The sequence below is a fragment of the Pseudomonas sp. TE6283 genome (assembly GCF_054060555.1).
In genome coordinates, this window is the sequence record NZ_JBSSDH010000011.1 from 1 (window position 1) to 24,871 (window position 24,871).

Below are 24,871 nucleotides of genomic sequence, written 5' to 3' on the forward strand. Positions count from 1 at the left end.
TCCATGCCCGTCACCTCCCTCCGCAAGACCTCCGTTCGGCCTCCTGAAGTCGCGAAGTTACGGGCGGCGCCTGGACTGGCGCAGCTGTCGCTAGTGGGCTGCAGGGGTTAATCTTCTGATCGCCAAAGCCAAAGCCAAAGCCAAAGCCAAAGCCAAAGCCAAAGCCAAAGCCAAAGCCAAAGCCAAAGCCAAAGCCGGCAGGCGTCAAAGGGCGTCGTGGCGAGCCAGCGCCCACTCCACGTGCTCGCGTACCAGCTCCGAAGGATCATCCCGCCGCGCGTTGAGCGCCTCCAGCACGGGAATGGTCGATGGCGCATTCCCCAGTCCCACCGCCAGGTTACGCAAAAACCGCTCATACCCCGCCCGCCGCAAGGGCGAGCCCTCGGTGCAACCGAGAAAACGCTTTTCATCCCACAGGAACAGCTCGGCCAGCTCGATATTGTCCAGCCCCCGGCGGGGCATGAAGTCGTCTTCGGTAGAGGTCTTGGCGAAACGGTTCCAAGGACAGACGATCTGGCAATCGTCGCAACCGAACACACGATTACCAATCAATGGTCGCAGTTCCAGTGGAATGGCACCGCGCAATTCGATGGTCAGGTACGAAATGCAACGCCGCGCATCGAGTTGGTAAGGCCCGACGAACGCCTGGGTCGGGCAGATGTCCAGGCACGCCTGGCAGCGCCCGCAATGATCGCTGCCTTGCACGCCGTCGATCGGTAGCGGCAGGTCGACGAACAGCTCGGCCAGGAAGAAATAGCTGCCGGCCTTGCGGTTCAGCAGCAGGGTGTTCTTGCCGATCCAGCCCAGGCCGGCTTCCTGCGCCAGGGCCTTTTCCAGCACCGGGGCGCTGTCGACGAAGGCACGGTAGCCAAAGGGACCGATGGCCTCCTGGATGCGATCGGCGAAGTGCTGCACGCGCTTGCGCACCAGCTTGTGGTAATCGCGGCCCAGGGCGTAGCGCGAGATATAGGCCTTTTCCGGCTCCGCCAGGCGCTTGGCCATCTGCGTGTCGCCGGGCAGGTAGTCCATGCGCAGCGAAATCACCCGCAGCGTGCCGGGGATCAACTCGGCCGGGCGCGAGCGCTTGTGGCCATGGTCGCCCATGTACTCCATCTCGCCGTTGTAGCCGGCGGCCAGCCAGCGCTGCAGGTGCTGTTCGTGTTCGCCAAGATCGACGCCGGCGATGCCGACATGGGCAAAACCGAGTTCGCGGCCCCAATCCTTGATCGATTGGGCCAGTGTGGCGATGTCTGGGAGGTTGGCGGACATGGATGAACAAGCATTGCAAGCGGAGGTGCGTATAATTCTGCCAGACATCGGAGCCTTTGACCCCATGCCTCAGACCAAACACCCCCCATTGCTGCTGAGCAGCCTGACCTTGGCCGGGCTGCCACCCCGCGCCGCCGATGCCCACAAGGGCGATTTCGGCCATGTGCTGGTGATCGGCGGTGACCTCGGCACCGGCGGCGCGGTCTTGCTCAGCAGCGAGGCGGCGCTGCGTTGCGGCGCCGGCCTGGTCAGCGTGGCGACCCGTGCCGAGCACGTCGCCGCCGGGCTGGCCCGCCTGCCGGAGGTGATGTGGCAGGGCGTGAGCTCGGCCAACCAGTTGCTCGGCCCGCTCGCACGGGCCACGGTGCTGGTGGTCGGCCCCGGGCTGGGCCAGGCGGCCTGGGGCCGCAGCCTGCTGTCGGCGGTGACCCATGCGCATCTGCCGCAGGTATGGGACGCCGATGCTCTCAACCTGCTGGCCGCTGCGCCACTGGCGTTGCCCAGCGGCAGCATCCTCACCCCGCACCCGGGCGAGGCAGCGCGGCTGCTGGGCATCTCCACCGAGGCGGTGCAGGCCGACCGGCCGGGCGCCGCGCGCAAGCTGGCGCGGCGTTACGCCAGCGTCTGCGTGCTCAAGGGCGCGGGCACGCTGGTGGCCGATCCGGCGGGGCAGCTGGCGCAGTGCGGGCGAGGGCATCCGGCCATGGCCGGTGCCGGGCTGGGCGATGTGCTTACCGGCGTGTTGGCGGCGTTGTTGGCCCAGGGGCTGGACGCCTGGCAGGCCGCGTGCCTGGGGGTATGGTTGCATGCCTGCGCGGGCGAGCGCCTGGGTGTCAAAGGTAGAGGGCTGGCGGCCAGCGATCTGGTCCCGGTCATTAGAGCGTTATTGGAGGAGCATTCAGCGTGTCAGGTGTAACCCTGTTTCTGGCCGACGAGCCAGCCACCGTCGCCTTTGGCGCCAAGCTGGCCGAAGTGACCAAAGGTCATGGTGTGATCTTTCTCGAAGGCGACCTGGGCGCCGGCAAGACCACGCTGTCCCGTGGCCTGATCCGTGGCCTGGGTCATGAAGGTCCGGTGAAAAGTCCGACATTCACCGTGGTCGAACCTTACGAAATCGGCGACATCCGCGCCTTCCATTTCGACCTCTATCGCCTGGTCGATCCGGAGGAACTGGAGTTCATGGGCATTCGCGACTATTTCGAGGGCGATGCGCTGTGCCTGTTCGAATGGCCCGACAAAGGCGCGGGCGTTTTGCCAAAGCCCGACCTGACCATTACCATAAGCCCGCAAGCGGGCGGACGTTCGCTGAACCTGTCGCCGCAGGGGGCACGCGGCGAAGCCTGGTGTGCCGTTCTGGCCAAAGAATTCAAACAGTAAGTGGGGAAAGGTATGCGCATACGCGCACTGGTCGCCGTCGTTGGGCTGCTGCTGACCGCGGTGACCGTTGACGCGCTGGCCGTCACTCAAGTCAAGAGCATGCGCCTGTGGCGCGCTCCGGACAACACGCGGCTGGTCTTCGACCTGTCCGGGCCTGTGCAGCACAGCGTCTTCACCCTGACCGCACCCGATCGCCTGGTGATCGACATCAATGGCGCCACCCTGGGTGCGCCGCTGAACGTCTCCACCTCGAATACGCCGATCACCAGCGTGCGCTCGGCCCAGCGCACGCCCACCGACCTGCGGGTGGTGGTCGACCTGAAAAAGGCCGTCTCGCCCAAGAGCTTCACCCTGGCGCCAAACGCCCAGTACGGCAACCGCCTGGTGGTCGACCTGTACGATCAGGAGGCCGATGCCATCGCCGCCAGCAACCCGACCCCGCCACCGACGCCGCAGCCCCCGGCCACGACGCCAGCGGTGCCGGTCACCCCGGCGCAACCGGCGATCAAGCTGCCGCCAGCTCCGAGCGGCAAGCGTGACATCGTGGTCGCCATCGACGCCGGTCACGGCGGCGAAGACCCTGGCGCGTCCGGCTCGCGCGGCCAGCACGAGAAAGACATCGTGCTGGATATCGCCAAGGAGCTGCAGCGCCAGATCAACGCCGAGAAGGGCTACCGGGCCGAGCTGACCCGTACCGGCGACTACTTCATCCCGTTGCGCAAGCGCACCGAGATCGCCCGCAAGAAGGGCGCCGACCTGTTCGTTTCGATTCACGCCGACGCCGCGCCGTCGAAGGCCGCGTTTGGTGCTTCGGTGTTCGCCCTGTCCGACCGTGGCGCCACCTCCGAGACCGCCCGTTGGCTGGCCGACACGGAAAACCGCTCCGACCTGATCGGCGGTGCCGGCAACGTCAGCCTCGACGACAAGGACCGGATGCTGGCCGGCGTGCTGCTCGACCTGTCGATGACCGCCACCCTCAGCTCCAGCCTCAACGTTGGCCAGAAGGTGCTGGGCAACATGGGACGGGTCACGCCGCTGCACAAGCAGCGTGTGGAACAGGCCGGGTTCATGGTGCTGAAATCGCCGGACATTCCGTCGATCCTGGTCGAGACCGGGTTCATCTCCAACGCCAACGAGGCCGCCAAGCTGGCGACCCGCAGCCACCAGCAGGCGCTGGCGCGCTCGATCCACACCGGCGTGCGCCAGTTCTTCCAGCAGAACCCGCCACCGGGCACCTACATCGCCTGGCTGCGCGACAGCGGCAAGATCGCCCAGGGGCCGCGTGAGCACACCGTGCGCCCCGGCGAGACACTGGCGATGATCGCGGTGCGCTACCAGGTCAGCGTTGCCAGCCTGCGCAGCAGCAACAGCCTGAAGACCGACGAGCTGAAGGTCGGCCAGCACCTGGACATCCCCACCACCGCCTTGGCGTCCCAGCAATGAGTGGCGGCTCGCGCATCCAGCTGCTCAGCCCGCGGCTGGCCAACCAGATCGCCGCCGGCGAGGTGGTCGAGCGCCCCGCGTCGGTGGCCAAGGAACTGCTGGAGAACAGCCTCGACTCCGGTGCCCGGCGCATCGAGGTCGAGGTCGAGCAGGGTGGCGTGAAGCTGCTGCGGGTGCGCGACAACGGCAGCGGCATCGCCCCGGATGACCTGCCGCTGGCCCTGGCGCGTCACGCCACCAGCAAGATCCGCGAACTGGAGGACCTCGAAGGCGTACTCAGCCTCGGCTTTCGCGGAGAAGCCCTGGCCTCGATCAGCTCGGTGGCACGCCTGACCCTGACCTCGCGTACCGCCGACGCCAGCGAAGCCTGGCAGGTGGAAACGGAAGGGCGCGAGATGACGCCGAGGGTGCAGCCCGCCGCGCATCCGGTCGGCACCTCGGTCGAAGTGCGCGACCTGTTCTTCAATACCCCGGCCCGGCGCAAGTTCCTCAAGGCCGAGAAGACCGAGTTCGATCACCTGCAGGAAGTGATCCGGCGCCTGGCGCTGGCGCGCTTCGACGTCGGCTTCCACCTGCGCCACAACGGCAAGACCATCTTCAGCCTGCACGAAGCAGCCGACGAGATGGCCCGGGCGCGGCGCGTGGGCGCCATCTGCGGCCCGGGCTTCCTCGAGCAGGCGCTGCCGATCGACGTCGAGCGCAATGGCCTGCGCCTGTGGGGCTGGGTCGGCTTGCCGACCTTCTCGCGCAGCCAGGCCGACCTGCAGTACTTCTTCGTCAATGGCCGCGCCGTGCGCGACAAGCTGGTCGCCCACGCGGTGCGCCAGGCCTATCGCGACGTGCTGTTCAATGGCCGCCACCCGACCTTCGTGCTGTTCCTCGAGTGCGACCCGACCGGAGTGGACGTCAACGTGCACCCGACCAAGCACGAAGTGCGCTTCCGCGAAGGGCGCATGGTCCACGACTTCCTTTATGGCACCCTGCACCGCGCCCTGGCCGACGTGCGCCCGGAAGACCAGCTCGCCGCGCCTGCCGCGACCAGCGAGATGCTTCGCCCGAGTGGCCTGCAGGCCGGCGAGTTCGGTCCGCAGGGCGAGATGCGCCTGGCCTCGCCGGTGCTCGAGCAGCCCCAGGGCGAGGCGCGTCCTGCCTTCTCCTCCGGCGGTTCTGGCGCCGGTTATCAGTACCAGTACACCCCGCGCCCCGCGCAGCCGGTCAACGTCGGCGAGGCCCAGGCGGTCTACCGCGAGTTCTACGCGCCGCTGGACAACACCGCCGCCACGTCGAGCGCACTGCCGGAAAGCCAGGGCGACATCCCGCCGCTGGGCTACGCCCTGGCACAGCTCAAGGGTATCTATATCCTCGCCGAGAACGCCGTCGGCCTGGTGCTGGTGGACATGCACGCCGCCCATGAGCGGATCATGTACGAGCGCCTGAAGGTGGCGATGGCCAGCGAAGGCCTGAGCGGCCAGCCGCTGCTGGTGCCCGAGTCGCTGGCGCTGAGCCAGCGCGAGGCCGATTGCGCCGAGGAGCACGCCCAGTGGTTCCAGCGCCTGGGCTTCGAGCTGCAGCGCCTGGGGCCGGAAACCCTGGCTATTCGCCAGATCCCGGCGCTGCTCAAGCAGGCCGAGGCTAACCGTCTGGTCCAGGACGTGCTAGCTGACCTGATGGAATACGGCACCAGCGACCGGATCCAGGCGCACCTGAACGAACTGCTCGGAACCATGGCCTGCCACGGCGCGGTGCGCGCCAACCGGCGCCTGGCCATCCCGGAGATGAACGCGCTGCTGCGCGACATGGAAAACACCGAGCGCAGCGGCCAGTGCAACCATGGCCGGCCGACCTGGACCCAGATGGGCCTGGACGACCTGGACAAGCTGTTCCTGCGGGGCCGATGAGATGAGTGCGAAACCCCCGGCGATCTTCCTCATGGGACCGACTGCAGCCGGCAAGACCGACCTTGCCATCGAGCTGACCAAGGTGCTGCCCTGCGAGCTGATCAGCGTCGATTCGGCGCTGGTCTATCGCGGCATGGACATCGGCACCGCGAAGCCCTCCAAGGAGCTGCTGGCCGCCCACCCGCACCGTCTGATCGATATCCTCGATCCTGCCGAAAGCTACTCGGCCAAGCGGTTCTGCACCGATGCCCTCGAAGCCATGGCCGAGATCACCGCGCGCGGCAAGATCCCGCTGCTGGTCGGCGGCACCATGCTTTATTACAAGGCGCTGATCGAGGGCCTGGCCGACATGCCGGAAGCTGACCCAGCGGTGCGCGCAGAACTCGAGGCCCAGGCCGCCACGCTGGGCCTGGGCGAACTGCACCGGCAACTGGCTGAGGTGGATCCCGAATCGGCGGGGCGCATCCACCCGAATGACCCGCAGCGGTTGATCCGTGCGCTCGAAGTGTATCGGGTCAGCGGCCAGACCATGACCGCCCACCGCCAACGTCAATTCGCGGAAAGTAGCGCTGCAGACGCAGGCGCGGGCGGGCATTTGCCCTATACTGTCGCGAGTTTGGCGATTGCTCCTACAGATCGTCACATTTTGCATCAGCGAATTGCGTTACGATTTTCACAGATGCTGGAACAGGGCTTCGTCGACGAGGTCCGAACGCTGCGAGCCAGAAGTGACTTGCACGCGGAACTGCCGTCTATACGGGCAGTGGGCTATCGACAGGTCTGGGATCATCTCGACGGCAAGCTGACTGAGAATGAGATGCGTGAACGCGGTATCATTGCCACACGCCAGCTGGCCAAGCGGCAGTTCACCTGGTTGCGCGGTTGGGAAGGCGTGCATTGGCTGGATAGCCTGGCCTGCGACAATCTGTCCCGCACCTTGAAATACCTGGGGACCGTCTCCATATTGAGCTGAGTCCCTGCCAAATGCCGTCTATCCTTGCGGACGGGCGTCATAATTTATCGATTTTCTTGATTTTCTACTATTGATCCTTACAGGAGTGCGGCATATGTCAAAAGGGCATTCGCTACAAGACCCTTACTTGAACACCTTGAGAAAAGAAAAAGTCCCGGTTTCGATCTATCTGGTCAACGGGATCAAGCTGCAGGGCCAGATCGAATCCTTCGACCAGTTCGTTGTGCTGCTGAAGAACACTGTCAGCCAGATGGTCTACAAGCACGCCATTTCGACTGTCGTACCTGCCCGTCCGGTTCGCCTGCCAAGCCCGTCCGATGCCGATCACGGCGACAGCGAGCAAGGCAACGCTTGAAAAAAGTAGGAGCCTGCATTGTTCTTTGAGCGCCACGGTGGTGGTGAGCGAGCGCTGCTCGTTCACTTGGAAGGTCAGAACCCTGAGGCGCGCGAAGACCCGCAGGAGTTTCAGGAGCTGGCGCTGTCGGCCGGCGCCGATATCGTCTCGCTGGTAACAGTGGCGCGGCATCAGCCCACCGCCAAGTTTCTGATCGGCAGCGGCAAGGTCGACGAATTGCGCGACCTGGTCCAATCAGCCGAAGCCGACCTGGTGATTTTCAATCACACCCTTACGCCCAGCCAGGAACGCAACCTCGAGCGCGTCTTCGAGTGTCGCGTGCTGGACCGCACCGGGCTGATTCTCGACATCTTCGCCCAGCGGGCGCGCACTCATGAAGGCAAGCTGCAGGTCGAACTGGCCCAGCTCGAGCACATGAGCACGCGGCTGGTGCGCGGCTGGACCCACCTTGAGCGGCAGAAGGGCGGTATCGGCCTGCGCGGCCCGGGCGAGACCCAGCTGGAAACCGACCGCCGCCTGCTGCGGGTGCGCCTGCGTCAGATCAAGGCACGCCTGGAGAAGGTGCGCAGTCAGCGCGAGCAGGCCCGTCGCGGGCGCAAGCGCGCGGACATCCCGTCGGTGTCGCTGGTGGGCTACACCAACGCCGGCAAGTCGACCCTGTTCAACGCCCTGACGCAATCCGAGGTGTATGCCGCGGACCAGTTGTTCGCCACCCTCGACCCGACCTTGCGCCGGCTCGAACTGGCCGACCTGGGGCCGATCGTGCTGGCCGACACTGTGGGCTTCATCCGCCACCTGCCGCACAAGCTGGTCGAGGCATTTCGGGCTACGCTCGAAGAGTCGAGCAACTCCGACCTGCTGCTGCACGTGATCGACGCCCATGAGCCCGAGCGCATGGAGCAGATCGAACAGGTGCTGGCGGTGCTGGGCGAGATCGGGGCCGAGAGCTTGCCGATCCTCGAGGTCTATAACAAACTCGACCTGCTTGAAGATGTCGAGCCGCAGATCCAGCGCGATGCCGATGGCAAGCCGCAGCGGGTCTGGGTATCGGCACGTGATGGACGCGGCCTGGAGCTGGTTGGCCAGGCGATTGCCGAGTTGCTGGGGGACGATCTGTACGTCGGAACCCTGTGCCTGGAGCAACGGTTTGCCCGCCTGCGCGCGCAATTCTTTGCCCTGGGTGCCGTGCAGAGTGAAGAGCATGATGAAGAAGGGCGCAGCCTGCTGAGCGTGCGACTGCCCAGGGTCGAGTTGAATCGCCTGGTCAGCCGCGAAGGCATGGAGCCGCAAGTGTTTGTCGAGCAACACACTTTGCAATAAATGCCCGTCGAGGTCGGCGGGCAGCGGTGACAGGCATTCTGTAGCATTGGACGGCGCGCCGTGGGCGCGTCTTTGCTTTATCAGATGGAGAGCGCTATGGCTTGGAACGAGCCGGGTGGCAACTCGAACAATCAGGATCCCTGGGGCGGTCGCCGTAACGGCGGTGGCGGTGGTGGCGACAAGAAAGGTCCACCGGATCTCGACGAGGCCTTCCGCAAGCTGCAGGACAGCCTGAATGGCATGTTCGGCAGTGGCAAGAAACGCGGTGGCAGTGGCGACCGCAATATCGGCAAGGGTGGCGGCTATGGGCTGCTGGGCATTGGCCTGGCGGTGCTGGCTGCCATCTGGCTGTATAACGCCGTGTACGTGGTGGACGAGCAGGAGCAGGCCGTGGTGCTGCGCTTCGGCAAGTACTACGAAACCGTCGGTCCCGGCCTGAACATCTACTTCCCGCCGATCGATCGCAAGTACATGGAAAACGTGACCCGCGAGCGGGCCTACACCAAGCAGGGCCAGATGCTCACCGAAGACGAGAACATCGTCGAGGTGCCGCTGACCGTGCAGTACCGCATCAGCAACCTGCAGGACTTCGTGCTCAACGTCGACCAGCCGGAAGTCAGCCTGCAGCATGCCACCGACAGCGCCCTGCGCCACGTGGTGGGTTCCACCTCGATGGACCAGGTGCTGACCGAAGGCCGCGAGCAGATGGCCGTGGATATCCGCGAGCGTCTGCAGCGTTTCCTCGACACCTACCGCACCGGTATCACCGTCACCCAGGTCAACGTGCAGAGCGCGGCAGCCCCGCGTGAAGTGCAGGAAGCCTTCGACGACGTGATCCGCGCCCGGGAAGACGAGCAGCGTGCGCGCAACCAGGCCGAGTCCTACGCCAATGGCGTGGTGCCCGAGGCACGTGGCCAGGCGCAGCGCATCATCGAGGACGCCAACGGCTACCGCGATGAAGTCATTGCCCGCGCCAAGGGTGAGGCCGACCGTTTCACCAAGCTGGTGGCCGAGTACCGCAAGGCGCCGGACGTGACCCGTCAGCGTCTGTACCTGGAAACCATGCAGGAGGTGTACAGCAACTCCAGCAAGGTCATGGTGGCGACCAAGGACGGGCAGAACAACCTGCTCTACCTGCCACTGGACAAGATGGTCGAAGGCAGCCGCAACAGCACGCCAGCGCCGGTCAGCGGTGTTTCACCGTCGGTCAACGACGCCGCCGCGCGCGCCGCGCAGGACCTGCAACAACAACCGCCGCTGCGTTCCAGGGAGAGCCGCTGATGAGCAATAAATCGCTGTTCGCCCTGATTGGCGCCGTGGTGCTGGCGATCATCGCCTGGAACTGCTTCTACATCGTCTCGCAGACCGAGCGCGCGGTATTGCTGCAGTTCGGCCGCGTGGTCAAGGCTGATGTCCAGCCCGGCCTGCACGTGAAGGTGCCGTACGTGAATCAGGTGCGCAAGTTCGACGCCCGTCTGATGACCCTCGACGCCCCGACCCAGCGTTTCCTGACCCTGGAGAAGAAAGCGGTGATGGTCGATGCCTACGCCAAGTGGCGGGTCAAGGACGCCGAGCGCTTCTACACCGCCACATCGGGCATGAAGCAGATCGCCGACGAGCGCCTGTCGCGGCGTCTGGAAAGCGGTCTGCGTGACCAGTTCGGCAAACGCACCCTGCACGAAGTGGTGTCCGGTGAACGTGACGCGCTGATGGCCGACATCACCGCCTCGCTGAACCGCATGGCCAGCAAGGAGCTGGGTATCGAAGTGGTCGACGTGCGCGTCAAGGCCATCGACCTGCCGAAGGAAGTCAACCGCAGCGTGTTCGACCGCATGAGCACCGAGCGTGAGCGTGAGGCCCGCGAGCACCGAGCCAAGGGTAACGAGCTGGCCGAAGGTATTCGAGCCGACGCCGATCGCCAGCGCCGCGTGCTGCTGGCCGAGGCGTATCGTGAAGCGGAAGAGACCCGCGGTGATGGCGACGCCCAGGCGGCTGCCATCTATGCCAAGGCCTACAGCCAGGACGCCGATTTCTACGCGTTCCACCGTAGCCTGCAGGCCTACCGCGAGAGTTTCTCCAGCAAGAGCGACGTACTGGTCCTGGACCCGAAGAACGAGTTCTTCCGTTACCTGGACAAGAGCAAGCCCTGAGGCTGCTCTCATGACGGGGCACCCCGTCTGGCAGCTAAAATGCCAGGCGGGGTGCATCCTGAATGAAAAGGGGTGTATGATGCGGCAGCCGGGAAATTCCCGGCTTTTTTGCGTCTGCAAGGTTGATCGGCCCATGGCTTGTTGACGGTTTGGTCAGGACGCAAGGCAATTCGAGGGTATTGGGTACGGTGGTTGCGCTGGGATCAGTGCTGCCCGCTATTGTGCGCCAATGCCTGCTTCACTCACGGCTCGCCTGCGGGCAGGCCGCCCGGACCAGAGGGGAAATGGCGTAATGGCAACGGTAGACCGCTGGCTGCTGCCAGATGGCATCGAGGAAGTACTGCCACCTGAGGCGGCGCGCATCGAGATCGCGCGGCGTCAGGTGTTGGACCTGTTCCAGAGTTGGGGTTACGAACTGGTCGTCACGCCGCATATCGAGTACCTGGAGTCGCTGCTCACCGGCGCCGGCCAGGACCTGGACCAGCGCACCTTCAAGGTCGTCGACCCGCAGTCCGGCCGCCTGATGGGCTTCCGTGCCGACTTCACTCCGCAGGTGGCGCGCATCGACGCCCACACCCTGCGCCGTGAGGGCCCGAGCCGCCTGTGCTACGCCGGCAGCGTGCTGCATGCGCAACCGCGTGCCCTGTCCACCTCGCGCAGCCCGATCCAGCTGGGCGCCGAGCTGTACGGCGATGCCAGCCCCACCAGCGATGTCGAGGTCATCAGCCTGATGCTCGCCACGCTGCAGCTGACCGATGTGCCGGATGTGCACATGGACCTTGGCCATGTCGGTATCTACCGCGGCCTGGCCCGTGCCGCCAACCTGTCCGGCGACGTGGAGCAGCAGCTGTTCGACGCCCTGCAGCGCAAGGCGGTCGACGAAGTGCAGGCGCTCACCGCCGACCTGCCGAAGGACCTGGGCAACATGCTGCGTGCCCTGGTCGAGCTGTGCGGCGGCCGTGAAGTGCTGGCCGAAGCGCGCGTGCGCCTGGGTCGTGCCCCGGCCAGCGTGCTCGCGGCGCTGGACGACCTGCTGGCGATCGCTGATCGCCTGGCGGCGCGTTACCCGGATTTGCCGCTGTACTTCGACCTTGGCGAGCTGCGCGGCTACAACTATCACACCGGCGTGGTGTTCGCGGTGTTCGTGCCGGGCGAAGGTCAGTCGATCGCTCAGGGCGGTCGCTACGACGACATCGGCGCCGATTTCGGCCGGGCACGCCCGGCCACCGGATTCTCCACGGATTTGAAGACCCTGGTCACACTGGGGCGAGCGGAGGTCGTATTGCCTGCTGGCGGCATCTGGATGCCCGACAGCAGCGATGCGGCCCTCTGGCAGCAAGTCTGCCAGTTGCGCAACGAAGGCCAGCGTGTGGTCCAGGCCCTGCCTGGCCAGCCGTTGAGTGCTGCCTTCGAAGCGGATTGTGATCGGCAATTGATTCAGCAAGACGGGCGCTGGCAGGTTCTGCCGCTGACCCATTGAGATTCTTCGCCGGCAGTGGGCCGGCAACCAAGTTGCGTGAATGAGGACAAGTGTTATGGGTAAGAATGTCGTCGTCCTGGGCACCCAGTGGGGTGATGAGGGCAAAGGCAAGATCGTCGATCTGCTGACCGAACATGCTGCCGCCGTAGTGCGCTACCAAGGTGGCCACAACGCGGGCCACACCCTGGTGATCAACGGTGAGAAGACCGTTCTGCACCTGATTCCCTCGGGCATCCTGCGTGAAGGTGTGCAGTGCCTGATCGGCAACGGCGTGGTCGTTGCTCCCGACGCCCTGATGCGTGAAATCACCAAGCTGGAAGAGAAGGGCGTGCCAGTGCGCGAGCGCCTGCGCATCAGCCCGGCCGCCCCGCTGATCCTGTCCTACCACGTGGCCCTCGACCAGGCCCGTGAGAAGGCCCGTGGCGAAGCCAAGATCGGCACCACCGGTCGCGGCATTGGCCCGGCCTACGAAGACAAGGTGGCCCGTCGCGGCCTGCGCGTGGGCGACCTGTTCCACCGCGAGCGTTTCGCCGCCAAGCTCGGTGAGCTGCTGGACTACCACAACTTCCAGCTGGTGAACTACTACAAAGAACCGGCCATCGACTTCCAGCAGACCCTGGACGAGTGCATGGCCTACGCCGAGCAGCTCAAGCCGATGATGCTCGACGTCACCGCCGAACTGCACAACCTGCGCCGCGCCGGCAAGGACATCATGTTCGAAGGCGCCCAGGGTTCGCTGCTGGACATCGACCACGGTACCTACCCGTACGTCACCAGCTCCAACACCACTGCCGGCGGCATCTCCACCGGTTCCGGCGTTGGCCCGATGTACCTGGACTACATCCTGGGCATCACCAAGGCCTACACCACTCGCGTCGGTTCCGGTCCGTTCCCGACCGAACTGTTCGATGAGACCGGCGCCACCCTGGCCAAGCGTGGCCACGAGTTCGGCTCGACCACCGGTCGTGCCCGTCGTTGCGGCTGGTTCGACGCCGTCATCCTGCGTCGCGCCATCGACGTCAACAGCATCTCGGGCATCTGCCTGACCAAGCTGGACGTGCTGGACGGCCTGGAAACCATCAACATCTGCGTTGGCTACAAGAACGAGAACGGTGCCGTCATCGACGCGCCGTCCGATGCCGACAGCTACATCGGCCTGGAGCCGGTGTACGAAGAGATGCCGGGCTGGAGCGAGTCGACCTTGGGCGTGAAAACCCTGGAAGAGCTGCCGCAAGCCGCGCGCAACTACATCAAGCGCATCGAGGAGCTGGTCGGCGCGCCGATCGACATCATCTCGACTGGCCCGGACCGCAACGAGACCATCGTGCTGCGTCATCCGTTCGCCTGATCGGCCGCTTCGGTAGCTGATTGAACGCCGCGCTCTCGCAAGGGAGCGCGGCGTTTTCATTTGCGAGCAAGGGTGGCTTTGCACAAATGCCTTGCCCCCTTCTACTCATTGGCGTTTATACCTGCTGCCTCAGGCACAACCCTTGCTGTAAGAAGTTTCTGTAGATGCCATCAAAGTAATGGCGCCAGAAACACGAGGGTTACAACGTGTCTGCCATCCTTTCACTGTTACGAAGCCGCCTCTTGCGGCCTGTGTTTGTTGCGCTTGGTATCGCTCTTCTGGTGCAGGTGCTGGTCGCCGTTGCACTGACACGGAGCACGGTCACCGCCCTGGAGGCCGATTTGGGCGCGCGCCTGGGTAACGACAGTCAGAAGCTGGCCGCCGAACTGGAGCAGGCTGGACAGGATGTCCGCGCCGGGCTCGACAGCCTGTCGGCCAGTACCCGCCAGCGCCTCAGCGCCGGCCTCTCCGAGCGTCTGCAGGGCGAGCAGCATCAACTGCGGGCCACCCTGGAGAAGAATCTCAAGGACTCGGCCAATGACATGGCCGAGCTGCTGGCCTCGGTCGCGCCGCGGGCGATCTGGGACAACGACGTGCCGACGCTGTCGGACTTTGCCCGTCGCGCCCAGCGCAATCCCAACGTGCTGTTTGTGATCTACGACGACGCCCAGGGTCAGCACCTGACCCGCTACCTCAACCGACAGAACCCGATCAACCAGGCGTTGATGGACAAGGGGCAGGGTGAGCGGGCGCTGGACAAGGTACTGGACGCCGCGCGCAAGGATCCGTCGGTGTACTACGTCGAGGCTTCGATCAACCCCAACGGTGCCGAGATCGGCAAGGTGCTGATGGGTGTCTCCACCGTCGGCGTCGACCAGGAGCTCAAGGCCCTCGACCAGCGCTTCGCCGCCCTGATCGCCAGCGGCGAACAACTGGTCGGCGACAGCCTGGTGGCTGCCGCTGCCGACAGCGGCAAGGCCCTGCGCGCGCGGTTGGAAACGGCGCAGAACAGCGCCACGGCGATGCAGGCCAACACCGCGCAGACCGTGCGCGATGCCGCCGCCGAGCTGCGCTGGCGCATCGGCCTGGGCCTGGTGCTGGTGGGCCTGGGCGTGCTGTTGGTGGTGGCCCTGGTGCTCGGGCGTCGGGTGCTTAGCAAGCTCGGCCTGCTGATCGCCGCGCTGAACGACCTGGCCGCGGGCGAGGGCGACCTGACCAAGCGGGTCAAGCTCGATAGTCGTGACGAGATCGGCGACATGGCCTCGGCGGTCAACCGCTTCGTCGACAAGCTCCAGCCCATCGTCCGCGAAGCCGGCGAGGTGGCGCAGCGCACCGGTGTCGAGATCGACAGCATGGCCCAGCGCAACGCGGGGGCCGATGCCGCCGCCGCGCTACAGCGTGACGAAGTGGCGGCCAGCCTGCGCGACCTGTCGAGCATGGCCGACGAGGCCCAGGCCGAGAGCCACGCCATGCAGGCGGCGTTGCAGCAGGTGGTGGACATTCGCCAGGCCACCGACGAGAACAGTCGCGCCTCCACCCAGCTGGCAAGGTTGATCGAGAACCTGGCCGGCGAGGTGCAGACCGGCTCCCAGGTGATCGAGCGGCTGGCCAAGCAGAGCGAGCAGATCGAGGTGGTGCTGACGGTGATTCATGGCATCGCCGAGCAGACCAACTTGCTGGCGCTGAACGCCGCCATCGAGGCGGCGCGGGCCGGGGAAACCGGGCGCGGCTTCGCCGTGGTGGCCGACGAGGTGCGGGCGCTGGCGAGCAAGACGCAGAGCTCGACAGGTGATATCCAGTCGCATATCGCCGCCCTGCAGCAGGGGGCCAAGGAGGCGGTGGCGACCATCAGCCAGGCCGGACGCCAGGCCAGCGAGGGTCTGCTGGTGTTGCGTGATAACGAGCGTCGCCAGCAGTCGGTGCAGGCGGCGGTGGAGCAGGTGCATGCGGCGATCGGCCTGGCCACCCGCGCGGCGGAGCAGCAGGCCAATGGCGCCCAGGCCGTGCGTGGTCGGGTGGAGAACATTCATGCCCAGGCCGAGCGCTCGGCCGAGGTGGTGATGCAGACCACGGCCAGCAGCAAGGTACTGGATGACCTGGCGGCGCAGTTGCGCGCCAGCCTGGGGCAGTTCCGGGCCTGACTCGGGCGAGGGCTGAGCCCTCGCATCGCGACACAAGGCCGCTCCCACAGGTTCGGCGCTCGGTGCAGTGCCTGTGGGAGCGGCCTTGTGTCGCGATTGGGCCGCAAAGCGGCCCCAGCGGGTGTCACGCCTTGTTCAGATACATCCGTGTCGTCAGCAGGTACACCGGCAATCCCGACACCACGATCAGCAATGCCGCATAAGGCGCCGCCGCCGCGAACTCGACGTTGGCGGTGTGCGCCCACACCTCGGTGGCCAGGGTGGTCATGCCGGTCGGGCTTAGCAGCAGGGTCGCGGTCAGCTCCTTCATCGCATCCAGGAACACCAGGGCGAACGCCGCCGCCATCGCCGGGAAGATGATCGGCAGGGTGACCCGGCAGAACGCGGCGAAACTGCTCGCACCCAGGGTGCGTGCGGCCTCTTCGAGCGTCGGTGAGGCCTTGTTCAGCGCCGTGCGCACCGGCGACTGCGCCAGTGGCAGGAACAGCAGGGCATAGGCAAGGATCAGCAGCGCCGTGGTCTGGTACAGCACCGGCACATAGTGCAGGGCGAAGAACACCAGGGTCAGGGCGATCACCAGCCCGGGCAGGGCGTGCAGCAGGTATGGCAGGCGCTCGGCCCAGATCGCCAGGCGCCCCTTGTAGCGCACCACCAGGAAACTGATCGGCAGGGCCAGCAGCACGCAGAAACCGGCGCCGCCCAGGGATACCGACAGCGAAGTGGCCAGGGCCTTGCCGATGGCCGCGACCGGGAAGGCCGCCGACGAACCGACGCTCAGCCAGTAGCCAAGCATGGCCAGCGGAATGCCGCTGCCCAATACCGCCAGGGCCAGGCAGAACAGCTGCCCCAGCGGCATCCAGGCACGCAGGCGCAGCGGTTGCGCGCGGCGCGCCACGCCCTGGCCGATGCGCACATGGCGGGCCTTGCCGCGCACCCGCAGCTCCAGCCACAGCATCGCCAGGCACAGCACCAGCAGCACCGCCGAGAGCATGGCCGCGTTGGCGTTGCTGAACTCCAGCTCGAACTGCTGGTAGATCGCCGTGGTGAAGGTCTGCAGGCCGAGGATCGACAGGGCGCCGAACTCCACCAGCATATGCAAGGCGATCAGCAGCGCGCCACCGAGCATCGAGGGCCACAGCAGCGGCAGGGTGATCCTGTGGAACACGCCCCAGCGACCGCAGCCCAGGGTGCGCGCCGATTCCTCCAGGGAGGTGTCGAGGTTGCGCAGGGTGGCGGCCACCGGCAGGAACACCAGCGGGTATTTCGACAGTGCCATCACCAGAATGGCCCCGCCCAGCCCCTCGAAGTCCGAACTCAGCGACACCCAGGTGAAGCTGCTGACGAACGACGGCACGGCGAACGGCAGGCACAGCACCACGCCCCACAGGCGCCGCCCCGGCAGGTCGCTACGCTCCAGCAGCCAGGCCAGGGCCACGCCAACCAGCAGGCAAAGCACGGTGACGCCGACCATCAGCAGCAAAGTGTTGCGCAGCAGGCCCCAGACAAACGGGCGCCAGAGCAGGCGCAGGGCTTCGTGCCAGCCGGCTTCCCAGGCCTTGAGTCCGACGTACAGCAACGGCAGCAGGCTCATCGTCACCAGGAACAACACGGGCAACACCACCCAGGTGGAGGGTCGCTTGCGCTTCGGTACGAAGCGCGACAAGGCGGGCGAGGGCAGGGCGGCGGTCATCAGAGCAGGCCAACCTCACGCTCGAGTTCGATGGCTTCCTCGGCATTGCCAAGGTCCGCCGGCGAGATCTTCGGCGGGCGCAGATCCTCGAACGGTTTCAGGCCACGGTCCGAAACCATGCCCTTGTGCAGCGGGTACTCGGCGGTGGTCTGGGTGATCACCCGCTGGCCTTCTTCGCTGGCCATCCAGTTGAGCAGGGCCTGGGCTTCCTTGGGGTGCTTGCTGGCCTTGACTACTGCGGCGCCGGAAATGGTGACCAGGTTGCCGGCATCGCCATCGGCCAGGTAGTACAGCTTGGAATCCAGCTTGCCGCGCTCACGCTCGAGGGCATACCAGTAGTAGTTGTTCACCAGTACCGCGGCGACTTCGCCTTTTTCCACGGCCTTGAGGGCCACCATGTTGTTGGTGTAGGTCTTGCCAAAGGCTTTCAGGCCGGTCAGCCATTCTTCGGTGGCTTCGCGGCCATGCATCTTCAGGATGGCCACGGCCTGTTCCTGGAACGCGCCGCTGGTGGGGACGTAGCCGACGCGCCCTTCCCACTCGGGGTTGGCAAAGTCCATGACCGTGGTCGGCAGGTCTTTCTCATCGATCTTCTTCGGGTTGAACACCACGATGCGGGTGCGGGCGGTGATGCCCATCCAGGTGCCGTTGGCGCCTACGTATTCCCTGGGCATCATGTTCGCGGTGGCGTCGTCGATCTTCGCCAGCAGGCCCAGCTCGCCCAGGTTGTTCAGGGGCGGGGATTCCTCGGTGTAGATGATGTCGGCCGGCGAGCGTGCGCCTTCCTCGATGATCTGGCTGGCCAGCTGGTTGCTGCTGCCCTTGCGGATATTGATATGGATGCCGGTCTTGGCCTCGTAGGCCTTGGCGATGGCGTCGCCGATTTCCTTGTGCTGGCCGTTGTACATCGTCAACGTGACCGGTTCGTCTGCCAGGGCGGCCGGAGCGCCGATCACCAGGCTCAGAACTGCGGCGGCCAGGGTGCGCATCAGCGGTTGCGGGCGGATCGTCATGCGGGTACTTCCTCGCTTACGGCTACATATTTGGAAACAATGGTAAACGAAATCGTTTCTCAAATGGGCGCATGACGGGAAATTCATGGGTCGACCATGGGATAGGGGCTTGCCCCGCGATACAAAATCGCAGGCAAGAAAAAACCCACTAGCAAGCTAGTGGGTTTTTGTATGGTGCCCAGGAGAAGACTCGAACTTCCACGACCGTTAAGTCACTGATACCTGAAACCAGCGCGTCTACCAATTCCGCCACCTGGGCAAAGCTTTGCATCATCTGGTGAAGGCGACTATCGTTCGCTTTCACACAGTAGTAACAGATCCTTGGTCATCTGTTACTTGAAAAATTTGGTGCCCAGGAGAAGACTCGAACTTCCACGGCCGTTAAGCCACTGATACCTGAAACCAGCGCGTCTACCAATTCCGCCACCTGGGCACACATTCGAGATTACAAGATGCTTTACAGCGTCGTTCATCTCTACTACAACTTCGGGGTTGTCCGTCGTTGTGGTGCGCACTATACGGACGCCCCTGATGCCTGTAAACCCCCCGAACGAAAAAAAATTCAAAAAATTCAACTTGTTGATTCCGCAGGCCTATTGCCGCACGACGGACACGTTGCCGGGGCTGTCCAAGGCTGACATTTCCGGTTTCAATACGCCTATGCCAGAATTCCACTCTATATACCCCAAGGTGAACCCTTTCTGATGGCCGATTGGCAATCCCTCGATCCCGAGGCCGCTCGCGAAGCGGAAAAATACGACAACCCCATCCCCAGCCGTGAGCTGATCCTGCAGCGCCTCGCCGACCGTGGCGAACCGGCTGCCCGAGAGCAGCTGGCCGAAGAGTTCGGTCTTTATGAAGAAGACCAGATCGAAGCCCTGCGCCGCCGCCTGCGTGCCATGGAGCGCGATGGTCAGCTTATCTATACCCGGCGCGGCACCTATGCCCCGGTGGACAAGCTCGACCTGATCTGCGGCCGCGTATCCGGCCACCGAGATGGTTTCGGCTTCCTGATCCCCGACGACGGCAGCGAGGACCTGTTCCTCAGCCCGGCACAGATGCGCCTGGTGTTCGACGGCGACCGCGGCCTGGCCCGGGTGTCCGGCGTCGACCGCCGTGGCCGCCGCGAAGGCGTGCTGGTCGAAGTCATTTCCCGCGCCCATGAAAGCGTGGTTGGCCGCTACTTCGAAGAAGGCGGCATCGGCTACGTGACCCCGGACAACCCGAAGATCCAGCAGGAAGTGCTGGTCACCGCCGGGCGCAACGGCGGTGCCAAGATCGGTCAGTTCGTGTCGATCAAGATCACCCACTGGCCAACCCCACGCTTCCAGCCCCAGGGCGACGTGGTCGAGGTGATCGGCAACTACATGGCGCCGGGCATGGAGATCGACATCGCCCTGCGCAGCTATGACATTCCGCATGTCTGGCCGAAGGATGTGATCAAGGAGGCGCGCAAGTTCCGCTCCGAAGTCGAGGAGAAGGACAAGGAGAAGCGCGTCGACCTGCGCCATCTGCCGTTCGTCACCATCGACGGCGAGGATGCCCGCGACTTCGACGACGCCGTCTATTGCGAGCCGCTGGGCAAGCTGCGCCTGTTCTCCGGCGGCTGGCGCCTGTACGTGGCGATCGCCGACGTCTCCAGCTATGTGCGCCTGGGCTCGGCCCTGGACGTCGAGGCCCAGCAGCGCGGTAACTCGGTGTACTTCCCCGAGCGCGTGGTGCCGATGCTCCCCGAGGAGCTGTCCAACGGCCTGTGCTCGCTGAACCCGCACGTCGATCGCCTGGCCATGGTCTGCGAAATGACCATGAACAAGGCCGGCCAGATGGTCGACTACCAGTTCTACGAAGGGGTGATCCACTCCCATGCGCGCCTGACCTACAACAAGGTCAGCAGCATGCTCGAGCATGCCCGCACCCGTGAGGGCAAGGCGCTGCGCGAGGAATACAAGGAAGTCCTGCCGGACCTGAAGAACCTGTACAACCTGTACAAGGTGCTGGTCGATGCCCGTCACACCCGTGGCGCGATCGACTTCGAAACCCAGGAAACCCGGATCATTTTCGGCGAAGACCGCAAGATCGACGAAATTCGTCCGACGGTGCGCAACGATGCCCACAAGCTGATCGAGGAATGCATGCTGGCGGCCAACGTCGCCACCGCCGAGTTCCTGCAGAAGCACAACGTGCCTGCGCTGTACCGGGTGCACGACGGTCCGCCGCCGGAGCGCCTGGAAAAACTGCGCGCCTTCCTCGGCGAACTGGGCCTGACCCTGCACAAGGGCAAGGATCCATCGCCCAAGGACTACCAGCAACTGCTGGCGAGCATCGCCGGGCGTGCGGACTTCCACCTGATCCAGACCGTCATGCTGCGCTCGCTGAGCCAGGCGGTGTACAGCGTCGAGAACAACGGTCACTTCGGCCTGAACTACGAGGCCTACACCCACTTCACCTCGCCGATCCGGCGCTACCCGGACCTGCTGGTGCACCGCGCCATCCGCAGTGTGATCCGCTCCAAGATCGACACCCCGCACGTCAAGCGTGCCGGCGCCATGAGCATCCCCAAGGCGCGCATCTACCCGTACGACGAGAGCACCCTCGAGCAGATGGGCGAGCAGTGCTCGATGACCGAGCGCCGTGCCGACGAGGCCACCCGCGACGTGGTCAACTGGCTCAAGTGCGAGTACATGCGTGATCGCGTGGGCGAGACCTTCCCCGGCGTGATCACTGCGGTGACCGGTTTCGGCCTGTTCATCGAGTTGACCGACATCTACGTCGAAGGCCTGGTGCATGTCAGCGCCCTGCCGGGTGATTACTACCACTTCGATCCGGTACACCACCGTCTGTCGGGCGAGCGCAGTGGTCGCAGCTTCCGCCTGGGCGATACGGTCGAGGTCAAGGTCATGCGCGTCGATCTCGAGCAGCGCAAGATCGATTTCGAAATGTCCGAGGCCACCGTCAACGCGCCGGTCGCCCGCAAGTCCGCCGCGCCTGCCGGCAAGGCCGCGCCGGAGCCGGCAGCGGCGCCCGAGGCGAAGATCTCGCCCAAGCCGCGCAGCCGCAAGAGCGAAACCGCCGAGGCGTACTTCCCGAAAGACGCGGTGCAGCGCAACGCCGAGGTGCGCAAGAGCCGCGAGATGAAGAAGGCGCTGATGAGCGACGCCAAGCACAGCGCTCACGCCGGTGGCAAGGCGGAGAAGGGCGCCAAGGCGTCGGGCAAGACCAAGCATCGCAAGGGGCCGTCGAAGTCCGGCGCGCCACGTAAGGGCAAGAGCAAGTCATGAGTCAGCTGGAAAAGATCTACGGTGTGCATGCTGTACAGGCGCTGCTGCAGCACCACCCCAAGCGCGTCAAGCAGATCTGGCTGTCCGAGGGGCGCAGCGAGCCGCGCATCCAGGCCTTGCTGGCCCTGGCCGCGGAAAACCGCGTCCAGGTCGGCCAGGCCGAGCGTCGTGAGCTCGACGCCTGGGTCGAGGGCGTGCACCAGGGCGTGGTCGCCGAGGTGAGCCCGAGCCAGGTCTGGGGCGAACTGATGCTCGAGGAGCTGCTCGAGCGCACCGAGACGCCGCCGCTGATCCTGGTCCTGGACGGTGTCACCGACCCGCACAACCTTGGCGCCTGCCTGCGCACCGCCGATGCCGCCGGCGCAACGGCGGTGGTGGTGCCCAAGGACAAGTCGGCGACCCTGACGCCGGTGGTGCGCAAGGTGGCCTGCGGTGCCGCGGAAGTGATTCCGCTGGTGGCCGTGACCAACCTGGCCCGAACCCTGGAAAAACTCCAGCAGCGCGGTCTGTGGGTGGTCGGCACTGCCGGCGAGGCCGAGCAGGAGATTTACCAGCAGGACCTGACCGGCCCGCTGGTGATGATCATGGGCGCCGAAGGCAGGGGCATGCGCCGTCTGACCCGCGAGCACTGCGATTTCCTGGTCAAGCTGCCGATGGCGGGCAGCGTCAGCAGCCTGAACGTCTCGGTGGCGACCGGGGTGTGCCTGTTCGAGGCCGTCAGGCAGCGTCAGGCCAAGCGCTGATTCCTCGCCTAGGGTGGGCTCCCGCGAGCCCGCCCTCGCAGGATCGCTCCGGCGGGCGAATATGTTTCCGACTGTTCAAATATTCGCCAGCCTCCTTGCTTGTCCCTCCAGCCTTCTCTACAATTGCGCCCCTTGCCGAGCTGGCAGGCGCGCATGCGCCTTCTCGCCAGGGCAAGACATACAAGTGTCATTCACTCCTTGTCTGACCAGGTAGCTGGCAGACTACTAACCCGTAAGGAGCATTCATGCGTCATTACGAAATCATCTTCCTGGTTCACCCGGACCAGAGCGAGCAAGTCGGCGGCATGGTTGAGCGTTACACCAAGCTGATCGAAGAAGACGGCGGCAAGATCCACCGTCTGGAAGACTGGGGCCGTCGTCAACTGGCCTACGCAATCAACAATGTTCACAAGGCTCACTACGTGATGCTGAACGTTGAGTGCACCGGCAAGGCCCTGGCCGAGCTGGAAGACAACTTCCGCTACAACGATGCCGTGATCCGTAACCTGGTCATCCGTCGTGACGAAGCCGTTACCGGCCCGTCCGAGATGCTCAAGGCCGAAGAGAACCGCAGCGAGCGCCGTGAGCGTCGCGAACGTCCTGAGCATGCTGATGGCGCCGAAGGCGACGACAGCAATGACAGCGACAACAGCGATAACGCTGACGAGTAATCCACGGACCTTTTGAGGAGCCAATCACATGGCACGTTTCTTCCGTCGTCGTAAATTCTGCCGCTTCACTGCTGAAGACGTGAAAGAGATCGACTTCAAAGATCTCAACACCCTGAAAGCTTACGTATCCGAAACCGGCAAGATCGTTCCAAGCCGCATCACCGGTACCAAAGCTCGTTATCAGCGTCAGCTGGCTACCGCTATCAAGCGCGCCCGCTTCCTGGCCCTGCTGCCCTACACCGACAGCCACGGCCGCTGAGACCGGGTCGTCGACTAAGTAGCAAGGGATAGGCATGCGAGCGTTGGCAAGTTTCATCATGCGCGGTCGTGTGCAGGCCACCCTCGTGGTGGTCATCAGCGCGGTACTGCCGCTGCTGTTCTGGTTGAGTGCCGCCGCCGGGAGCCTGGTGTTCCTGCGGCGCGGTTTCAAGGACGCGTCATCGATCATCGCCTGGGGCCTTTTGCCAGCGATGGTCCTGGCGTACTTCGGCGAACTGAGCACCTTGCTGGTGCTGTTGGGAACGCTGGTTCTGGCCGCCTTGTTGCGGGCCGGACATTCCTGGACCCGGGTGCTGCTGTCCAGTGTCGCATTAGGCTTGCTGTACAGCCTGATCCTGGACGCGGTGATGCGCGAGACCTTCGAGGTGCTGGCCAAGGCGCTTGAAAAAGCCCTGCCGCAGATCGAGGGCCAACCGGTACTACCTGGTGAGCTGATCGGCCCTTTGCTGGTCGCTTCCAGTGCGGTAATGCTGCAGCTGTTCAGCCTGCTGGCTCTGATGCTGGCGCGCTATTGGCAGGCGGCGTTGTACAACCCCGGCGGTTTCGGTCGCGAGTTTCGCGAGCTGAGGCTGCCACTGGTGCCAATGCTGGTGCTGGTGTCGTTGATGGTGCTCGGTCCGTTTCTCGGCTCGCCGTTCATCGTCCTAGCCACCGCCTCCAGCCTGGTGCTGCTGCTCGCTGGCATCGCCCTGATTCACGGGCTGGTGGCGCAAGGGCGACTGGCCGGGTTCTGGCTGGTGGGGATGTACGTGACGCTGCCGCTGCTCATGCAGCTGATGTATCCGTTGCTCGTGGTTTTGGCCATTGTCGACAGCCTGATTGATTTTCGCGGTCGCAAGTCCCCTTCACAGGGTGACGACTCCGCGAACGGTGAAGGTTAAAAGTTAAGAGGTTTTACCAAATGGAACTGATCCTGCTGGAAAAAGTCGCCAACCTGGGCAACCTGGGCGACATCGTTAAAGTCAAGTCCGGCTACGGCCGTAACTTCCTGCTGCCGTTCGGCAAGGCCACCGTCGCCAACGCCGCCAACAAGGCCGCGTTCGAAGAGCGCCGCGCCGAGCTGGAAAAAGCCGCCGCAGAGAAGAAAGCTTCGGCTGAAAGCCGCGCTGCCCAACTGGCCGAGCTGGAAGTGACCATCACTGCCACCGCTGGCGACGAAGGCAAGCTGTTCGGTTCGATCGGCACCCACGACATCGCTGACGCCCTGACCGCCTCCGGCGTTGAAGTGGCCAAGGCTGAAGTTCGTCTGCCGAACGGCACCATCCGTCAGGTTGGCGAATACGACGTAGCCGTGCACCTGCACAGCGACGTTGAAGCCACCGTACGTGTGGTCGTCGTAGCTGCCTAAGCTGCGCTGACCGGCTGGCTCCTTGTGGGTCAGACGGTTAACATCGGGCACGGTCCTGTGTTTAGCAGGCCGTGCCCTTTGTCTTTTTCATCCCC

The 24,871-nt window shown here is 64.7% G+C and carries 20 protein-coding genes, 2 tRNA genes and 2 pseudogenes; 19 read left to right on the top strand and 5 right to left on the bottom strand.

What is annotated here, in order from left to right; genetic code table 11:
• Positions 1–204 precede the first annotated feature (204 nt).
• Positions 205–1,269 (bottom strand): tRNA epoxyqueuosine(34) reductase QueG, encoded by a 1,065-nt coding sequence (gene queG / locus ACVWZ5_RS15805; RefSeq protein WP_084942425.1) that lies wholly within the window; start codon positions 1,267–1,269, stop codon positions 205–207.
• Positions 1,270–1,333: 64 nt separating this feature from the next.
• Here queG and ACVWZ5_RS15810 point away from each other — a divergent pair, with 64 nt between their 5' ends.
• From ACVWZ5_RS15810 to ACVWZ5_RS15870, 13 genes and pseudogenes are all read left to right on the top strand, one after another.
• Positions 1,334–2,185 carry an NAD(P)H-hydrate dehydratase gene (locus tag ACVWZ5_RS15810; protein WP_028688266.1) on the top strand — a complete coding sequence of 284 codons (852 nt, stop codon included), beginning with the start codon at positions 1,334–1,336 and terminating at the stop codon, positions 2,183–2,185.
• Positions 2,186–2,193: 8 nt separating this feature from the next.
• Positions 2,194–2,646, top strand: a complete 453-nt coding sequence (gene tsaE, locus ACVWZ5_RS15815) for a tRNA (adenosine(37)-N6)-threonylcarbamoyltransferase complex ATPase subunit type 1 TsaE (protein WP_371349750.1) — start codon at positions 2,194–2,196, stop codon at positions 2,644–2,646.
• A gap of 12 nt (positions 2,647–2,658) precedes the next feature.
• Positions 2,659–4,089, top strand: a complete 1,431-nt coding sequence (locus tag ACVWZ5_RS15820; RefSeq protein WP_028688264.1) for an N-acetylmuramoyl-L-alanine amidase — start codon at positions 2,659–2,661, stop codon at positions 4,087–4,089.
• Positions 4,086–5,987 carry a DNA mismatch repair endonuclease MutL gene (gene mutL, locus ACVWZ5_RS15825; protein WP_062572676.1) on the top strand — a complete coding sequence of 634 codons (1,902 nt, stop codon included), beginning with the start codon at positions 4,086–4,088 and terminating at the stop codon, positions 5,985–5,987. The genes ACVWZ5_RS15820 and mutL overlap by 4 nt, the downstream gene beginning before the upstream one ends.
• Position 5,988: 1 nt before the next feature.
• Positions 5,989–6,960: a tRNA (adenosine(37)-N6)-dimethylallyltransferase MiaA gene (miaA, locus tag ACVWZ5_RS15830; protein WP_084942427.1), complete on the top strand. Its 972-nt coding sequence runs from the start codon at positions 5,989–5,991 to the stop codon at positions 6,958–6,960.
• A gap of 94 nt (positions 6,961–7,054) precedes the next feature.
• Positions 7,055–7,315, top strand: coding sequence for an RNA chaperone Hfq (gene hfq / locus ACVWZ5_RS15835; RefSeq protein WP_028688261.1), 261 nt, complete (start codon positions 7,055–7,057; stop codon positions 7,313–7,315).
• Positions 7,316–7,333: 18 nt separating this feature from the next.
• Positions 7,334–8,635 carry a ribosome rescue GTPase HflX gene (gene hflX, locus ACVWZ5_RS15840; protein ID WP_028688260.1) on the top strand — a complete coding sequence of 434 codons (1,302 nt, stop codon included), beginning with the start codon at positions 7,334–7,336 and terminating at the stop codon, positions 8,633–8,635.
• Positions 8,636–8,731: 96 nt separating this feature from the next.
• Entirely contained in the window at positions 8,732–9,916 is a 1,185-nt protein-coding gene (gene hflK, locus ACVWZ5_RS15845) for an FtsH protease activity modulator HflK (protein WP_062360849.1), read from the top strand.
• Entirely contained in the window at positions 9,916–10,785 is an 870-nt protein-coding gene (hflC, locus tag ACVWZ5_RS15850) for a protease modulator HflC (protein ID WP_062360850.1), read from the top strand. The genes hflK and hflC overlap by 1 nt, the downstream gene beginning before the upstream one ends.
• A 292-nt stretch (positions 10,786–11,077) precedes the next feature.
• A complete protein-coding gene (locus ACVWZ5_RS15855) occupies positions 11,078–12,265 on the top strand; it encodes an ATP phosphoribosyltransferase regulatory subunit (protein WP_028688257.1) in 1,188 nt (395 codons plus the stop codon).
• A gap of 55 nt (positions 12,266–12,320) precedes the next feature.
• A complete protein-coding gene (locus tag ACVWZ5_RS15860; protein ID WP_028688256.1) occupies positions 12,321–13,613 on the top strand; it encodes an adenylosuccinate synthase in 1,293 nt (430 codons plus the stop codon).
• 1,022 nt (positions 13,614–14,635) lie between these two features.
• Positions 14,636–14,848: pseudogene (locus ACVWZ5_RS15865) on the top strand (methyl-accepting chemotaxis protein); the annotation flags it as partial.
• A gap of 390 nt (positions 14,849–15,238) precedes the next feature.
• A pseudogene (locus ACVWZ5_RS15870) lies at positions 15,239–15,754 on the top strand (methyl-accepting chemotaxis protein); the annotation flags it as partial.
• A gap of 124 nt (positions 15,755–15,878) precedes the next feature.
• Here ACVWZ5_RS15870 and ACVWZ5_RS15875 read toward each other — a convergent pair.
• The 4 genes from ACVWZ5_RS15875 to ACVWZ5_RS15890 all read right to left on the bottom strand — a co-directional run bounded on the left by ACVWZ5_RS15875 (position 15,879) and on the right by ACVWZ5_RS15890 (position 18,890).
• Positions 15,879–17,444 carry an ABC transporter permease gene (locus ACVWZ5_RS15875; protein ID WP_457340725.1) on the bottom strand — a complete coding sequence of 522 codons (1,566 nt, stop codon included), beginning with the start codon at positions 17,442–17,444 and terminating at the stop codon, positions 15,879–15,881.
• Positions 17,444–18,457, bottom strand: coding sequence for an extracellular solute-binding protein (locus tag ACVWZ5_RS15880; RefSeq protein WP_028688253.1), 1,014 nt, complete (start codon positions 18,455–18,457; stop codon positions 17,444–17,446). Before ACVWZ5_RS15880 ends, ACVWZ5_RS15875 begins: the two co-directional genes overlap by 1 nt.
• 172 nt (positions 18,458–18,629) lie before the next feature.
• Positions 18,630–18,716 (bottom strand) — tRNA-Leu (locus tag ACVWZ5_RS15885).
• An 87-nt stretch (positions 18,717–18,803) separates the two neighbouring features.
• Positions 18,804–18,890, bottom strand: a tRNA-Leu gene (locus ACVWZ5_RS15890).
• 271 nt (positions 18,891–19,161) lie between these two features.
• On the opposite strand from ACVWZ5_RS15890, the gene rnr reads away from it, so the two are divergent.
• The 6 genes from rnr to rplI all read left to right on the top strand — a co-directional run bounded on the left by rnr (position 19,162) and on the right by rplI (position 24,776).
• Positions 19,162–21,735, top strand: coding sequence for a ribonuclease R (gene rnr / locus ACVWZ5_RS15895; protein ID WP_457340726.1), 2,574 nt, complete (start codon positions 19,162–19,164; stop codon positions 21,733–21,735).
• On the top strand, positions 21,732–22,478 hold the full coding sequence (rlmB, locus tag ACVWZ5_RS15900; protein ID WP_062572681.1) for a 23S rRNA (guanosine(2251)-2'-O)-methyltransferase RlmB: 747 nt from the start codon (positions 21,732–21,734) through the stop codon (positions 22,476–22,478). Before rnr ends, rlmB begins: the two co-directional genes overlap by 4 nt.
• 245 nt (positions 22,479–22,723) lie before the next feature.
• On the top strand, positions 22,724–23,149 hold the full coding sequence (gene rpsF / locus ACVWZ5_RS15905; RefSeq protein ID WP_011535936.1) for a 30S ribosomal protein S6: 426 nt from the start codon (positions 22,724–22,726) through the stop codon (positions 23,147–23,149).
• A 28-nt stretch (positions 23,150–23,177) separates the two neighbouring features.
• Positions 23,178–23,408, top strand: a complete 231-nt coding sequence (gene rpsR, locus ACVWZ5_RS15910) for a 30S ribosomal protein S18 (RefSeq protein ID WP_003249563.1) — start codon at positions 23,178–23,180, stop codon at positions 23,406–23,408.
• A gap of 34 nt (positions 23,409–23,442) precedes the next feature.
• Positions 23,443–24,309: a YybS family protein gene (locus ACVWZ5_RS15915; protein WP_062572682.1), complete on the top strand. Its 867-nt coding sequence runs from the start codon at positions 23,443–23,445 to the stop codon at positions 24,307–24,309.
• A gap of 20 nt (positions 24,310–24,329) precedes the next feature.
• Positions 24,330–24,776, top strand: coding sequence for a 50S ribosomal protein L9 (gene rplI, locus ACVWZ5_RS15920; RefSeq protein ID WP_028688249.1), 447 nt, complete (start codon positions 24,330–24,332; stop codon positions 24,774–24,776).
• Positions 24,777–24,871 lie beyond the last annotated feature (95 nt).